This is a genomic window from Gammaproteobacteria bacterium (assembly GCA_029862005.1).
In the GTDB taxonomy this organism is placed as follows: domain Bacteria; phylum Pseudomonadota; class Gammaproteobacteria.
In genome coordinates, this window is record JAOTYD010000002.1 from 1 (window position 1) to 13,909 (window position 13,909).

Sequence of the window (13,909 nt, forward strand, 5' to 3'; positions counted from 1 at the left end):
AGTGGTTGAAAATGACGACGGTGATGAAGTTATGAGCACCATACTACCGGCTTTTGATGACGACGAACCTCGCCCAACTTCATTGACAATTCCCGATGGTTATATCGCGCTAACCGGCGAATGGAAGTTTGAAATTCTTGCCAGGGAGGAAAATGGCAATAAAACAGCAGTCGAAAGTTGTTTTGAAGTGATTTAGCTCTAATAGGTACTTCGAGTCCTCTCCCGCAAGGGAGAGGATCTATTTTGGTATAAATTAACCGATATGGACACAGTCAAAACTACAGCGTTAACGTTTATCACGATTGTCGCCTGCCTGATGCTGCTGCTGGCTCCGGATAGCTACCGGGGCGAGGCACCAATAAGCGGCAGGCTACCTGACAAGCAGGATTTAACGGCGATCAGCCAGCCGCAAACCGCTTTCCGTATCGAGCGCGAACAACCTGAATCGGTCGATTTAGATGAATCGCTGCTGATCGAGCGGGATAAGCCCGAATCCATGACTGATTCACCGCCGGCAACGCAAGCGGCGGACTGGACACTGATTCTCTACCCGGAGCTTGCCCGGATCGAAGCGCTGGAGAATCAATCCACGGATACAGCCTCCAGTGAGCTTTCGCCGATGCTGTCCAACGACGATCCGGTGATCCGCCTCGCCGCGATTGAATCGCTGGGGGATATGACCAATCAGCATAACATTCCAGCGCTGTCGGCAGCATTGAACGACTCCAATCCTCAATTGCGCATCGCAGTGCTCGAGGCACTGGCGCTACAGGAAGATGAATCGGTGGTGAGCAGTATCGAGCCTTATCTATACGATGAATACCGCAAAGTCAGAGTGGCTGCGATCGAGGCACTCGCAGAGCTCGAGAGCGAAACCGCGGTGCCTGCGTTGGCGGGACTTTTATCCGACCCGGATACGCTGATCCGGCATCACGCGGTCAATGCGCTGGGTGATATTGGTGGCATAAGCGCAATTTCGTATCTAATGCAGGCGCGCTACGATCCGGACGAGACGATTCGGGCGAACGCCGAAGCTATTTTGATCGAACTGGATAGTTAGGGGCTGCTGTTTAAATCGAAAACGACGCGCCGCAACCACAGGTCGAGGTTGCATTCGGATTGTTGACAACGAACATCGCGCCTTCGAGTCCCTCGCGATAGTCGACCTCGGAACCTGCCAGCAACTGGTAGCTTTTCTGGTCGATAATCAGCGTAACCCCGTCTTTTGCAACGGTTTTATCAGTCGGTTTAACTTCTTCGTCGAGCGAAAAGGTGTACTGAAATCCGGAGCAGCCGCCGCCATAGACCGACACCCGCAGCATCAGGTCGGGATTGCCTTCCTCGGCCTGGATCGCCTTGAGCTTGTTGACCGCGGAATCAGAAAATTCAAGCAGAACGTCACCGGAAGCGGGTCCCAGTGCCATGCCAAAATTCGCGTCGATGATTACTTCCATAGCGTTACTCGTTAAAACTGCGCTTCAGGCGATCGATAATACCACTTAGAGTTAATTATCGGCTACCGGTTCAACCTTATTGCTGCCGTGATTGTTATTGCCTTCACGATTGTTCGATTTGTCTTCGAGGCGCTTCGGCAACTGTTCACCCTGGGGCTGGTGCACAAGGCCGCCATTGACTTCGGCGCCGATCGCCATTTCGATCAGATTATAGTAAACGCTGCCCTTGATCCTCGATTTGGGCGCCAGTTCGACGCGTGTCGAGCCATAGACGTCACCGACGATCTCGCCATTAAGCACCATGTTGGGCACCTTGACTTCGCCCTCGATACAACCAAATTCACTGAGGATGAGGATAGCGGTACTGCCTTGCTCGGCAACCACGTTACCATTAATAGTGCCATCGACATGCAGACCACCCGAAAAAACGAGGTCACCGTTAATCTCGGTGCCCTGGCCGACGAGTGTATCTATCCGAGCTGCGCTAAAACCTTTCTTTCTACCAAACATTTATACTCCTTCGGACAGTACCTGCGTCCATGAAATTGTTTCCGAAAATGATTTTACCTTCTTTGTAGTTGGTTTGATGCCTATTTCAACCTCGAAAGGCTCGAAATCTTCGGGCAGGGCTATGTCACCCTCAAAAACCTGGAAGTACTTGAATGAAAACTTGGTGACTTTCCCCGAATTTTCAAGGGCCAGGTCAATTAATTTCAACTCGCTGACGCCACCCGCCGTCTCTCCACGAATGCGGACATCAGCGCCGCCACTGATCTTCCTGGTACTTTTGCCGCTCTTGGTCAGAATCATTTTATAACTATACTGGTTCTGGCTGTTCTTTTTTCGCATTACGAAGGACTGCAGGTTAACACCTAAAGCGGCATCCTTGGGAGACACGATGCCACGGTAGAACGCCAGTTCTTCCTTTTGCGCCAACAGCTCCTGCTGCAATTTTATCAACTCCTGGTTGGCGAGTTCGTAGGCATCACGCTCGATCTTGCTGCTACCGTCGAGATGTGCGTTTTTCTGCAACAGGTTATGGTTACGAGTTTCGAGCTCGGCAATGCGACTGACCAGGGTTTCACGCTCGAGTTGCACTTGCTCCAGTTCATAGGATTGATAGTCCCGACCCAGGTAAAAAAACATCGCCATCATCAGAACCAGCAATACGACCGTGAGCCAAACCACCCAGGGCCGGTGTTGCCGGACCTGAAATCCTTTATGCAGGCTACTCAAGGCATCATCCCCACGGCGTCAAGCCCGGCAGTTTCATCCAGGCCAAACATCAGATTCATATTCTGGATTGCCTGTCCGGCTGCACCTTTTACCAGATTGTCCTCTACCGACAGCACGACATACTTGTTGGCAGCCTCTAGGTAATGTACCGCTATGCGGCAGATATTGGAACCGCGGACGCTGCGGGTCTCAGGATGCGCGCCCGCCGGCATCACGTCAACAAAAGGTTCGCTGCGGTAATAATCCTCGTACAGGCTCTGCACCGGGTCCGCCGAATCCCTTGCATCGGCGTAAACGGTCGCGTGAATGCCGCGAATCATCGGCATCAGGTGCGGAGTAAATACGAGATCGGCTTCCGCATCGAGAGTTTGCAGGATTGCTTTTATTTCAGGCAGATGGCGATGTCCGGAGACCGCGTAAGCCTTGACGGATTCAGTGACTTCGCAGAAACCCTTACCGATACTGGCATTACGACCGGCACCGCTGGTTCCCGATTTACAATCGGCTATGATTGATCCGGGTTCAATCAAGCGGTTAACCAGCAGCGGAATCAGTGCGAGTATAACGGAGGTCGGATAGCAGCCCGGGTTCGCAACCAGGCGCGCGTCCCGAATCGCCTCGCGGTTCAATTCGGGCAAGCCATAAACAGCCTCGTCAACCAGCTCCGGACAGGCATGGGTCGCGCCGTACCATTGTTCCCAGGTCGGAACATGCTTAATCCTGAAATCCGCTGCCAGGTCAATAATCCTGATGCCGGCGGCAAGCAATTCCGCGGCCTGGTTCATCGCGGTTGTATTGGGTGTCGCAAAAAACACGAGATCACAGTCCCGGTAGGAATCCACGGCGGGCTCACTGAAATTCAGGTCAACCAGGCCGCGGAGATTCGGAAACAGTTCAGCAACGGCATTACCGGCCTCGCTGCGGGAGGTTATAACTTCTACGCGGGCATGCGGATGCTGCGCCAGCAAACGCATCAATTCCACACCGGTATACCCAGTACCACCAATTATTCCAATCTTTATCATTCTATTGTTCAGGTCATGTCGCTAAAATGGACGCAGCATTATACATAGACCGTATTTGGGCAACATAAAAAGCGCCAGTTTACAGTCATTTAGCACACCTTTCTAAGAGATTCTTTAATGATTTGGATCAAAGCATTTCATATTGTATTCATGGTGGCCTGGTTTGCCGGCATATTTTACCTGCCGCGCCTGTTTGTTAACCACGCGATGGCCGAAGAAGAAGCTGTCAAAGCCCGCCTGGCGCTGATGGAAGCCAAACTGTACCGATTCATCACGCCATGGATGCTGTTGACGATAGTTTTCGGGCTCTGGTTGCTGTTCGACTACGCCTGGGCAGCTTTTTCCCAGACGTGGTGGCTTCATCTGAAACTGGCCCTGGTCGTGCTGTTGATCGCTTATCATTTTTACTGTGGCAAGATTATCCGTGATTTTGCCAGTAATCGCTACCAGCGCTCGCACGTCTGGTTCCGTTGGTTCAATGAGTTACCGGTACTGGTGCTGTTTGCCGTGGTCATCCTGGCCGTGGTCAAACCGTTCTGAGGTTTGCGCCAGATTACGCAGGCAGGCCCGAATCTTGAGATCGCAGCACCCTAACAAGATCCCGGACAAGTGCTTCGCACTTTCCGGGATGAGGCCGCTTTTGGCGGCCTCACTTACCGGCCCTGATGAAGCCGCCAAGACCACGTTCTTCCAGCTTGCCCGCGTACATTTCACGCACCAGGAATGCATCCGACAGGGCAAGTGCCTCCTGCAGGGACTCTGTCAATTCAGAGTAGCTAAATGATCTAATCACTTTCTTCGCGCGCAGCAGACTGCCTACACTCATCGACAGGCTGTTAATTCCCATACCCAGTAAAGCCATCACCCCGAGTGGATCGCCCGCCAGTTCGCCACAAACGCTTACCGGGGTATCGCTAACCGACGCACCCTGCACGATCTGGCACATAGCTTTCAGTACCGACGGATGCAGCGACGAATACAGGTCGGCGACATTTTCATTATTGCGATCAACTGCAAGCAGGTACTGGGTCAAATCGTTGGTGCCTATCGATACAAAATCAACCACTGAACAGATGTCTTCAATCTGGTAGACCGCCGATGGCACTTCTATCATCGCACCGATTTTGGGGAGCCATATTTTTTCACCCACTTCCTCCTCGATTTCGGCGCGCACGCGATTGATCAACACCAGCGACTCGTCCACTTCACTTCTACTACTGATCATCGGCAGTAGAATCTCAAGATTATTGATACCGACATTTGCCCGAATCATGGCGCGCACCTGGGTCACAAAAATCTCGGGATGATCCAGCGTTATGCGAACACCGCGCCAGCCCAGAAACGGGTTAGCCTCGTAAATCGGGAAATAGCTTAGTGGCTTGTCTCCACCAACGTCGAGGGTGCGCAGCGCGACCGGCATTCCCTTGAAGGTTTCCAGCACGGTGCGGTAAATCAGGTACTGCTCTTCCTCGCTCGGGAAACGATCGCGGATCTGAAACGGGATTTCGGTCCGATACAAACCCACCCCTTCCGCACCGCTGCGCAACGACGGTGTGTGATCGGACATTAATCCTGAATTGACCATCAGCGTGACCTGGTGTTTGTCGGTTGTCACCGCGGGCTGGCCCTTGAGACTTAGCAAGTCCTTTTCGATCGCCGCTTCTTCCTCGATGTACTGGCTGTACTCGTCGAGTATCGACTTGTCCGGATTGATAAACGCGGATCCGTTATAACCGTCGACAACCAGGTCGATCCCGTCGAGCTGCTTGATCGGCAAATTCGGAACACCCATGACCGCCGGAATACCCAGCGCATGCGCGAGGATCGCGACATGCGAGGAACTGCTGCCATGTGCAGAGACAATGCCACTAAGGCATTCGAGGGGTACGTCAGCCAGGTCGGTGGCGGTGACTTCGTCGCCAATCAGTATGGTTTGATCAGGAAAGTCAAGGTAAGTACTCTGCTCCAGCATCAACTTGCGCAGCACCCGTAATCCAAGATCACGGATATCGTTTGCACGCTCGGCCAGGTATCGATCCTCCATCTGCGTAAACACGTAAGCATGTTGTTCGATCGTGTCCCGCCAGCTGGACGGGGCCCAGTTACCTGCCTCGATGCCTTGCTCGGTATCGTCGATCAGGGAGCCACCCGTCAACATCTGTGCGTAAGCCAGGAACAGTGCACATTCTTCTTCCGGTAGCGTCGCACGCATCTTTTCCGCCTGCTCGGTCAGCTCTTCGCAAACCTTGCGCACCGCTTCCCGAAAGCTTTTCAATTCGCCATCGATGTCGTCGGTTTTCTTGTCCGGGACCGATTCAAGATTAACGCCGCGGTTGAGCAACATCGCGACGCCTATCGCCATCCCCGGGGCGCCCGCAACCCCTTTGATCATATGGCTAGGTGACTCGGTGCTGAAGCGGCTCTTGCTCTCGGCGCGCTCGATCGAGGTTGCGAGTTGCGCAGCGAGCGTTGTTAAAAAAGCCTCCTCGTCTTCATTAAATGCGTTTTCCGCGCGTTGCACGGAGATGACCCCCAGAACCTCGCGATGAGCGATTATCGGCACGCCGAGCAGAACTGGGAAATCGACTTCGCCCGAATCCGGGACGAGTAAAAATTTCTTGTGCTTTGGTGCATCGAGCAGGTTCATCGCCTCGGCCCGGGCGGCAATGGTGCCGATCAATCCCTGTCCCAGTTTTCTTTCTACCTTGCCGATAATGGCAGGATTCAGTCCATTACTGGCCTTCAAAATCATCACACCGGGATCACTTTCCTTGGCCAGGAAGATCGAACAGGCCTGGGCCTTGAGGTCCTGTATCAGGCTTTCGGTTATCAACAGCAAGGCACTATCGGTATCAGGAGCCCGGTTTACCTCCTGAACGATACGTTGCAACCTGTGTATCATCGATGCCAATATTTATTCCCCGGAGATAAAGTTCAGGCGTCTGTCGCTGCGTCCGACGTCGGTAACCTGGACTCGAGTTGTGCCAGCGCGCACTGGTACACGCGGCGTTTGAAAAAGACGACGTTTTCTACCGGATACCAGTATTCAACCCATTCCCAGTGATCGAATTCGGGTGAGCCGGATGCGCCCAGGTTGAAACTGTCTTCATCGGCTTCGAGTTGCAGCAGGTACCAGAGCTGCTTCTGGCCGATGCAGCGCGGCTCACAGCGGCGCATCAACCGTTTTGGCAGCTTGTAGCGCAACCAGCTATCGGTAGCACCCAGTAGCGACACGTGGTCGGACTCCAGACCGGTTTCTTCCCAGAGCTCGCGATACATGGCGTCCATCGGGTTTTCGTCGACGGCGATACCGCCCTGTGGAAACTGCCATGCATCCTGCCCGATACGTCGTGCCCACATCACCTGTCCGTCACTATTGCACAGTATTATTCCGACGTTCGCGCGGTAGCCATCCGGGTCAATCATTTCGCTGGTCACCTTAAATCGTATAGAATCTGGGCCGCCCATTCTGACATAGACATTCAGAACGCAGCAAGTTGAGACATTGGAATTCAAGCATGACACTCGCAATTTTTGATCTTGACCATACCCTGGTAAACGGTGATAGCGACTACCTCTGGGGGGAATACATGGTTAAAACCGGAATCGTCAACGAGCAGGAATACCGTGCTCGCAACGAGGATTTTTATCGCGATTACCAGCGCGGTACGCTCGACAGTGATCGCTATCTCGAATTCGCACTCGAGCCGCTGACGCATTACACCATTGCGGAACTGCATGCATGGCGCGAGGACTACGTGGATACATGGATTAAACCGATCATTGCACCCGGCACCCCTAATTTACTCGATAGTCATCGTTCCCGAAGCCATGAATTGCTCATAATCAGTGCAACCAACCTGTTCATTACCGAACCCATTGCGCAAATACTCGGGGTGCCGACGGTACTGGCTACCGAACCCGAGATCATCGATAACCGCTACACGGGTCGCTTCCTCGGTACCCCCACCTACCAGGAGGGCAAGGTCACAGTCTTAAAAGAGTGGCTCAGCGACAGCAATCATGACCTCGATGGCAGTTATTTTTACAGCGACTCGATTAACGATATCTCGCTACTCGAACTGGTTGATATACCGGTGGCGGTCAATCCGGATGAGGACCTGAAAGCCATCGCGCAAGCCAGGAACTGGAAAATGATCGACCTGCTTTGACCTTCAAATTCCAGGTTGTCGATACGAACTACCCAGTTGGAAAAAGCTTAAACCACGATCAGGCTTTGGGTAAGGTCACGCCTTTCTGTCCCTGGTACTTGCCGCCCCGGTCCTTGTACGAGACTTCGCAAACCTCATCGGACTCGTAGAACAGCATTTGCGCAATCCCCTCATTGGCGTAAATCTTCGCCGGTAAAGGGGTTGTATTGGAAAATTCCAGTGTCACGTGTCCCTCCCATTCTGGCTCCAGTGGCGTGACGTTAACTATAATGCCGCAACGCGCATAGGTGGATTTGCCGAGACAGATTGTCAGCACACTGCGGGGTATGCGGAAGTATTCCACGGTGCGTGCCAGCGCAAACGAATTGGGCGGAATAATGCAGACATCAGATTGCAGATCGACGAAACTTTCGTCGTCGAAATTCTTCGGGTCGACGATCGCCGAGTTGATATTGGTGAAAATTTTAAATTCGTTAGCACAGCGGACATCGTAGCCGTAACTCGAGGTGCCGTAGGAAATAATACGACCATTTCCGGACTCCCGGATCTGCCCGGATTCGAAGGGTTCGATCATCCCTTCTGTCACCGCCATGTGCCGTATCCACCGGTCTGATTTAATACTCACGGGTTTTTCTCTGAAAAAGTGGCAGTATATCTGCTACCGGGTGCGGGCGTCGATGGCGTTTCGATCCTTGGCGCGGGCCCGGCAAACTCATTAATCCCTCTCGACTGCCGGTAAAGCCCTGCTAACGCGCTTTAAGGCTTTGCGACGGTTTGCCGATAACAATATGATGGTGGTTTCAACTCAATTTCAGCATAAATCTTCACGACGGTTCAGGAAACTGGGGCAGATGTTGCGCTTTCGCCTCGCGCGCAGGTTATTCCTGGTTGTCTTCGCGGCCATTATACTGATCGAGTTTATCATCGTTATCCCCTCCTATCACAGTTACAAGTCGTCGTTGTTCGGCAATTATCGAGAACTGGCGCGGGTTGCCGCATCGGCAGCGTTAACCCATCATACCCACGACAGTTCGGCAATCGCAACCGATCTCGTGAACCTGATTGCGTCGGACTCTCGCCTGGTGGGCGCGGTCGCCCTCGACAACAACGCAAATCTATTTGTAAAAGCCGGTGAATCCTTAGCGCTGATGACGAGCGAAACTCAACCTTCCCATATTAATCTCGGGGGTCAGACACCGAGGTACGAAATATATTTTTCTAGGGCGGAACTCGGGATCGAAAACAACATTGCCCTGCGCATGGATGCCACTGCAATCAATGAAGAACTGAATCGATTTCTTTTTCGCATCCTGGGGCTGACGCTGATCATTTGCGCAACCGCCGGATCTATCGTGTTTATATACGTGGTTTTCAACCTGATTTACCCGCTCGAGGAAATTCACGAAAGCCTGAAGAAGGCTAAACTCGACCCGGTGCGGGCTGACGAAAGCCACATATCTCATACCCGCTGCGATGAACTGGGTGAAACAATCGACCTGCTCAACGACGCGCTGCGAGAAATCGGGGAAAGCCATCGCTCGGATGTCGCATTCCAGGAGCAGCGGCTGCATGACTTTGCCGAGTCCGGTTCCGACTGGTTCTGGGAGATGGATGAAAATCTCTGCTTCAGTTACTTCTCCGAGAGTTTTGAGACAGTGAGTGGCGTGCCTCCGCAAAAGCTGCTCGGAAAAACGCGCGTTGAAACCGGCATTCCCAACATGCCACTTGAAATCTTCAACGAGCATATAAGAACGTTGGAAAACCGGGAATCATTTCGCGATTTTATCCATCCGCGGGACAAGGAGGATGGCACCCGTGTATGGCTCTCGATTAGCGGCAAACCCGTCTTCGATGCCGAAGGCCGTTTTCTCGGGTATCGCGGCACCGGATCGGATATTACCGTGCTGCATGAAGCCCAGCAGGAACTGATCGAGGCCATGGAAGACGCGGAACAGAGTAACCGTGCAAAATCAGAATTCCTCGCTATCATGAGTCACGAAATCCGCACCCCGATGAACGGCGTGATCGGAATGACGGACCTGTTGATCGATAGCGACCTGGATGATCAGCAAAAACATTACGCCGAGATCATCCAGGATTCGGGTACTGCGCTGTTGCGAATCATCAACGATATTCTCGACCTTTCGCGACTGGAAGCGCGTCGAATCACACTTGAACAGGCGGAGTTCGAGTACGCCAGCATGGTTACGGGTGTCGTCGACATACTGAATCCCCAGGCCAGGGAGAAAGGCCTGGAACTCAGCTACCAGATCGAGCCCGACGGGCACGCCAGTTACATCGGCGATTACGGCCGGTTACGCCAGGTTATGGTGAACCTGGTTGGCAACGCGATCAAGTTTACCCAAGAGGGCTCTGTCTCGATCAAGGTTATGCGCGTCGGTGGCGAGGATCAGAATCCCAGGCTGCGAACCGAAATCACCGATACCGGCACCGGCATTCCGTCCGATTCGATCGGCAAGCTGTTCAAGAGCTTTACCCAGGTCGATGCGTCAACCTCGCGCAAATTCGGCGGCACCGGACTCGGTCTTGCAATCTGTCGAAAAATAGTTGAAACCATGGGCGGCGATATCGGGGTTTCCAGTACCGAGGGCACAGGTAGTCAGTTCTGGTTCGAAATCTCGCTGCCGCGCATCGACCCGGACCTGCTCGACGAAGATCGCGACGATACCATTACGATCCTACCCGGTCAGCAGTTTCGGGCCGATCAGACCGGCGCTCAGCTGCGCATACTGGTAGTTGACGATGTGCCGGTAAACCTAATCGTGGTCGAGCGCATGCTCGACAGCATCGGTTATCAGGTTGAAACTGCCACCAATGGCCTCGAAGCACTCGAGGCGGTTAAAACAAAACATTTTGACCTGATTTTCATGGATATTCAGATGCCGGAAATGGACGGATATGAAGCCACACTACGAATTCGCGAGCTGGACCCGGAAACCGGCTGCATCCCGATCGTGGCAATCACTGCCAACACCCAGGACGGCGACCGCGTAGCCTGCATCGAGGCTGGAATGAACGACTACATCGCCAAGCCTTTTGTCAAAAAACAACTGGTCGCCCTGCTTGATCGATATTTCCCCCCGGCGAAACTGGACAACCGTAAATCCACCGGTCAGAAAGCACGCTTCCGAAAGTATGCATAGAGCGTGTCGCTGAAAACCTTGACTCTTCTCGAGACCAGGCGACCCGGGGGATAAACCGCGTACATGCCAACTTCAGGGCGCGGATAGCTGTTCAGTATCGAGACCAGTTGACCCGCTTCGATATAATCCTGCAGAAACGCGAGGGGACCGCTTACAATTGCATGGCCGTAGCTTGCAACTGCCGCCAGAAACTCGCCATTGTTTGCACTGAGACGATATTTCATCCTCGGACTGACCTGCTTGCCTTCTTTCTGGTAAAACCATTGCCGACCCACGGCAACATTGCTGTACACGAGTACTTCGTGCTGTGCCAGTTCAGCCGGGTGACGGGGCTCTCCATGCTTTTTCAGGTATTCAGAACTCGCACAGGTAGCCAAATGGACGCTCGCAAGTTTACGCGCAATCAGGCTCGAGTCCTGCAGGTCACCGATCCGTATCGCCAGGTCGATATTGTCCTGCACCAGGTCGACCTGGCGATCATTGAGGTCAATATCAATCTCGATATCGGGATGTTGTTCCAGGAAATCGGCGATGGGCTGCGCCAATTGCCTGACACCGAAGCCAAGCGGCAGCGCAAGCCTTATTTTTCCCGAGATCTCGCACTGCGAATCGGCAACGACCTGCTCTGCCTCATGCAGGTCGTCGAGTATCTGGGTCGCCCGCTGATAAAATTCACGACCTGCATCGGTTAGTGACTGGCGTCTTGTCGTGCGTTGCAATAATTGTACGCCAAGCCGCCGCTCGAGCTCGCTGACGCGTCGGCTCACCATCGACTTGGCAAGGCCAAGTTTGTCGCTCGCATTACTGAAGCCCTGAAAATCAACCACCGCAACAAATGCTTCAAGTTCTTCCAGTCGATTCATATTGTTCTCAATTTCGGAACATTGTTTTAATAATTTCGATGTTTATTAATAATTTAGAACAATAATAATACCCATATCAACGACTACGAGGCAAGTAAAATGAATTCTAAAAATTTAACCAACATTTCCATGCTTACCGGCCGAATCATGCTGGCGGTGGTCTTTATCATGGCCGGATTCAGCAAACTCGGCGCCGGTTATACGGGCACCCAGGCTTATATGGAATCGGCAGGCCTGCCCGGCCTGCTGCTGCCAGCAGTGATTGCGCTCGAGATAGTGGGTGGAATCGCGATCCTGGTGGGCTTCCAAACTCGAGTTGTCGCCCTGATGCTAGCGGGTTTTACGTTGCTGGCCAGTTTATTGTTCCATAGTGACTTCAGCCAGCAGATGCAAATGATTCTATTCATGAAAAATATCGGTCTTATCGGTGGATTCCTGGTATTGATTGCACAGGGTCCGGGGGACTGGGCCCTCAATCCTGGACTGAAACTACGGGGGGTTTAATCATGCATCGTTCGAAACGAATTTTAAGACTCGATGCCAGCGCCAACCCTGCGGATTCAAGCAGTCGAAAACTGGGTGACCGCTTGCTGGGACAGCTGCAACAGGACGTTCTTCCGATTGAAACACGTGTTCGAGACCTGAACCAGGATCTGTCTTTCATAGATCATCACTGGGTAGCGGCTAATTTTACCGCAGTGGACGATCGTGACACCAACCAGTCGGCGCGACTGGCGTTTTCGGACCAGCTCATCGACGAACTCAGGTGGGCTGACCATATCGTGTTGACAACACCGATGTATAACTTCGGCGTTCCAGCAACTCTTAAAGCCTGGATCGACCTGGTATGCCGCGCCGGCGTCACTTTTCGCTATAGCAGTAATGGGCCCGTGGGGCTACTCGAGGATAAACGCGTGGATATCATTATTACCACGGGTGGCGTGCCACTTGAGAGCCCGGTAGACTTTGTCAGCGGATATTTGAGGCAGGTATTTGGTTTCATCGGCATCGACGATATCAGTATCATCGGCGCCGACCAGATGAACGTCGATGCCGAGGCCAGCTTTGCCAGGGCGATATCGGAAATTGAACAAAAGTATCCGGCCCTGGCAGCCTAGGAGCAAGCTCATGAGTACACGAAAAGTTCAACAGGTGATTACCGGTCAGGCAACAACCGACGGCGCAGGGGTGGATTTAGTGCGCGTTATCGGGCAACCCGCATTGATGGACCTCGATCCTTTCCTGCTGCTTGATGCCTTCCGTTCGGATGATCCCGACGATTATATCGCCGGCTTTCCGCCCCACCCGCATCGAGGCTTTGAAACCGTAACCTACCTGCTCAACGGTCGCATGCGTCACAAGGATAACGCCGGCAATGAAGGCGTCATCGAACCCGGTGGCATACAGTGGATGACGGCAGGCCGGGGTATCGTGCATTCTGAAATGCCGGAGCAACAGGATGGCCTGCTCGAAGGCTTCCAGCTCTGGATCAATCTGCCTGGTGAGCACAAAATGGACAAGCCAGCTTACCAGGAGCATGATGCCGCGAATATTCCGACCGAATCCAGGGATGGCGCCACAGTCAAGGTGATCAGCGGTGTTACCGCGCAGGGTACGACGGGTCCGGTCAGCCAGCCGCTGACTGAACCGGTTTATTTTGACGTGATTTTACAACCGGGCGCCCGCTTCGATGAGAGCCTGGCTACTGACCACAATGCCTTTGTCTACGTCATTCAAGGCGAGCTGGAGCTCGAAGACAACGCTGAAGATCAACTCAGGCTCGGCCGTGATCAACTGGCAGTGCTTGGCAAAGGCGACCTGGTCTCGTTGCTTGCGGGGGATCAGGAAAGTCGCTTCCTGTTGATTGCGGGTAAACCACTCAACGAATCAGTGGCACGTGCCGGCCCGTTTGTCATGAATACCGCGCCCGAGCTGCGGCAGGCCTTCATCGATTACCAGAGCGGCAACTTCTAAGCTCATTCCCAGCTTTCGGCA

General features: G+C 53.2%; 16 protein-coding genes. 8 read left to right on the forward strand and 8 right to left on the reverse strand.

The window, feature by feature from the left end:
• Both OES20_01645 and OES20_01650 read left to right on the forward strand, forming a co-directional pair.
• A partial coding sequence (locus OES20_01645) for a hypothetical protein (GenBank protein ID MDH3633383.1) occupies window positions 1–196 on the forward strand: 196 nt, incomplete at its 5' end.
• Between the two features lie 66 nt (window positions 197–262).
• On the forward strand, window positions 263–1,060 hold the full coding sequence (locus tag OES20_01650; GenBank protein ID MDH3633384.1) for a HEAT repeat domain-containing protein: 798 nt from the start codon (window positions 263–265) through the stop codon (window positions 1,058–1,060).
• A gap of 10 nt (window positions 1,061–1,070) precedes the next feature.
• Here OES20_01650 and erpA read toward each other — a convergent pair whose 3' ends face one another.
• The 4 genes from erpA to argC form a co-directional block, all read right to left on the reverse strand.
• Window positions 1,071–1,424 (reverse strand): iron-sulfur cluster insertion protein ErpA, encoded by a 354-nt coding sequence (gene erpA / locus OES20_01655; GenBank protein MDH3633385.1) that lies wholly within the window; start codon window positions 1,422–1,424, stop codon window positions 1,071–1,073.
• An 81-nt stretch (window positions 1,425–1,505) separates the two neighbouring features.
• Window positions 1,506–1,964, reverse strand: coding sequence for a polymer-forming cytoskeletal protein (locus tag OES20_01660; protein MDH3633386.1), 459 nt, complete (start codon window positions 1,962–1,964; stop codon window positions 1,506–1,508).
• Window positions 1,965–2,690 carry a hypothetical protein gene (locus OES20_01665; GenBank protein ID MDH3633387.1) on the reverse strand — a complete coding sequence of 242 codons (726 nt, stop codon included), beginning with the start codon at window positions 2,688–2,690 and terminating at the stop codon, window positions 1,965–1,967.
• On the reverse strand, window positions 2,687–3,715 hold the full coding sequence (argC, locus tag OES20_01670; GenBank protein ID MDH3633388.1) for an N-acetyl-gamma-glutamyl-phosphate reductase: 1,029 nt from the start codon (window positions 3,713–3,715) through the stop codon (window positions 2,687–2,689). Before argC ends, OES20_01665 begins: the two co-directional genes overlap by 4 nt.
• Window positions 3,716–3,832: 117 nt before the next feature.
• Between argC and OES20_01675 the strand changes: the two genes are divergently transcribed.
• Window positions 3,833–4,255: a CopD family protein gene (locus OES20_01675; protein MDH3633389.1), complete on the forward strand. Its 423-nt coding sequence runs from the start codon at window positions 3,833–3,835 to the stop codon at window positions 4,253–4,255.
• Between the two features lie 109 nt (window positions 4,256–4,364).
• Here the strand turns inward: OES20_01675 and ptsP are convergent, their stop codons facing one another.
• Both ptsP and OES20_01685 read right to left on the reverse strand, forming a co-directional pair.
• The gene (ptsP, locus tag OES20_01680) at window positions 4,365–6,617 is read right to left on the reverse strand and encodes a phosphoenolpyruvate--protein phosphotransferase (GenBank protein ID MDH3633390.1); all 2,253 of its coding nucleotides are present in this window, start codon (window positions 6,615–6,617) and stop codon (window positions 4,365–4,367) included.
• 32 nt (window positions 6,618–6,649) lie between these two features.
• Window positions 6,650–7,141 (reverse strand): RNA pyrophosphohydrolase, encoded by a 492-nt coding sequence (locus OES20_01685; protein MDH3633391.1) that lies wholly within the window; start codon window positions 7,139–7,141, stop codon window positions 6,650–6,652.
• A gap of 92 nt (window positions 7,142–7,233) precedes the next feature.
• Between OES20_01685 and OES20_01690 the strand changes: the two genes are divergently transcribed.
• Window positions 7,234–7,887, forward strand: coding sequence for an HAD-IB family hydrolase (locus OES20_01690; GenBank protein MDH3633392.1), 654 nt, complete (start codon window positions 7,234–7,236; stop codon window positions 7,885–7,887).
• Window positions 7,888–7,945: 58 nt separating this feature from the next.
• On the opposite strand, the gene dcd is transcribed toward OES20_01690, so the two are convergent.
• Entirely contained in the window at window positions 7,946–8,512 is a 567-nt protein-coding gene (dcd, locus tag OES20_01695) for a dCTP deaminase (GenBank protein ID MDH3633393.1), read from the reverse strand.
• A gap of 226 nt (window positions 8,513–8,738) precedes the next feature.
• Here dcd and OES20_01700 point away from each other — a divergent pair, with 226 nt between their 5' ends.
• A complete protein-coding gene (locus OES20_01700) occupies window positions 8,739–11,051 on the forward strand; it encodes a response regulator (GenBank protein MDH3633394.1) in 2,313 nt (770 codons plus the stop codon).
• Here OES20_01700 and OES20_01705 read toward each other — a convergent pair.
• Window positions 11,021–11,914, reverse strand: coding sequence for a LysR family transcriptional regulator (locus tag OES20_01705; GenBank protein ID MDH3633395.1), 894 nt, complete (start codon window positions 11,912–11,914; stop codon window positions 11,021–11,023). The genes OES20_01700 and OES20_01705 overlap by 31 nt on opposite strands.
• Window positions 11,915–12,013: 99 nt before the next feature.
• On the opposite strand from OES20_01705, the gene OES20_01710 reads away from it, so the two are divergent.
• Genes OES20_01710 through OES20_01720 form a run of 3 tightly spaced genes read left to right on the forward strand, consistent with a single transcriptional unit; the run spans window position 12,014 to window position 13,888 of the window.
• The gene (locus OES20_01710) at window positions 12,014–12,418 is read left to right on the forward strand and encodes a DoxX family protein (protein ID MDH3633396.1); all 405 of its coding nucleotides are present in this window, start codon (window positions 12,014–12,016) and stop codon (window positions 12,416–12,418) included.
• 2 nt (window positions 12,419–12,420) lie between these two features.
• On the forward strand, window positions 12,421–13,032 hold the full coding sequence (locus OES20_01715) for an NAD(P)H-dependent oxidoreductase (GenBank protein ID MDH3633397.1): 612 nt from the start codon (window positions 12,421–12,423) through the stop codon (window positions 13,030–13,032).
• Window positions 13,033–13,042: 10 nt separating this feature from the next.
• Window positions 13,043–13,888 (forward strand): pirin family protein, encoded by an 846-nt coding sequence (locus OES20_01720; protein ID MDH3633398.1) that lies wholly within the window; start codon window positions 13,043–13,045, stop codon window positions 13,886–13,888.
• The last annotated feature ends 21 nt before the right edge of the window (window positions 13,889–13,909 follow it).

What these genes read in the sequence shown, in the direction of transcription:
- OES20_01710 (MDH3633396.1), top strand. Translation starts at nt 12,014, where the DNA reads ATGAATTCTAAAAATTTAACCAACATTTCCATGCTTACCGGCCGAATC.
- OES20_01720 (MDH3633398.1), top strand. Translation starts at nt 13,043, where the DNA reads ATGAGTACACGAAAAGTTCAACAGGTGATTACCGGTCAGGCAACAACC.
- OES20_01650 (MDH3633384.1), top strand. Translation starts at nt 263, where the DNA reads ATGGACACAGTCAAAACTACAGCGTTAACGTTTATCACGATTGTCGCC.
- ptsP (MDH3633390.1), bottom strand. Translation starts at nt 6,617, where the DNA reads ATGATACACAGGTTGCAACGTATCGTTCAGGAGGTAAACCGGGCTCCT.
- OES20_01705 (MDH3633395.1), bottom strand. Translation starts at nt 11,914, where the DNA reads ATGAATCGACTGGAAGAACTTGAAGCATTTGTTGCGGTGGTTGATTTT.
- argC (MDH3633388.1), bottom strand. Translation starts at nt 3,715, where the DNA reads ATGATAAAGATTGGAATAATTGGTGGTACTGGGTATACCGGTGTGGAA.
- OES20_01685 (MDH3633391.1), bottom strand. Translation starts at nt 7,141, where the DNA reads ATGATTGACCCGGATGGCTACCGCGCGAACGTCGGAATAATACTGTGC.
- OES20_01675 (MDH3633389.1), top strand. Translation starts at nt 3,833, where the DNA reads ATGATTTGGATCAAAGCATTTCATATTGTATTCATGGTGGCCTGGTTT.
- OES20_01690 (MDH3633392.1), top strand. Translation starts at nt 7,234, where the DNA reads ATGACACTCGCAATTTTTGATCTTGACCATACCCTGGTAAACGGTGAT.
- OES20_01700 (MDH3633394.1), top strand. Translation starts at nt 8,739, where the DNA reads ATGTTGCGCTTTCGCCTCGCGCGCAGGTTATTCCTGGTTGTCTTCGCG.
- erpA (MDH3633385.1), bottom strand. Translation starts at nt 1,424, where the DNA reads ATGGCACTGGGACCCGCTTCCGGTGACGTTCTGCTTGAATTTTCTGAT.
- OES20_01660 (MDH3633386.1), bottom strand. Translation starts at nt 1,964, where the DNA reads ATGTTTGGTAGAAAGAAAGGTTTTAGCGCAGCTCGGATAGATACACTC.
- OES20_01715 (MDH3633397.1), top strand. Translation starts at nt 12,421, where the DNA reads ATGCATCGTTCGAAACGAATTTTAAGACTCGATGCCAGCGCCAACCCT.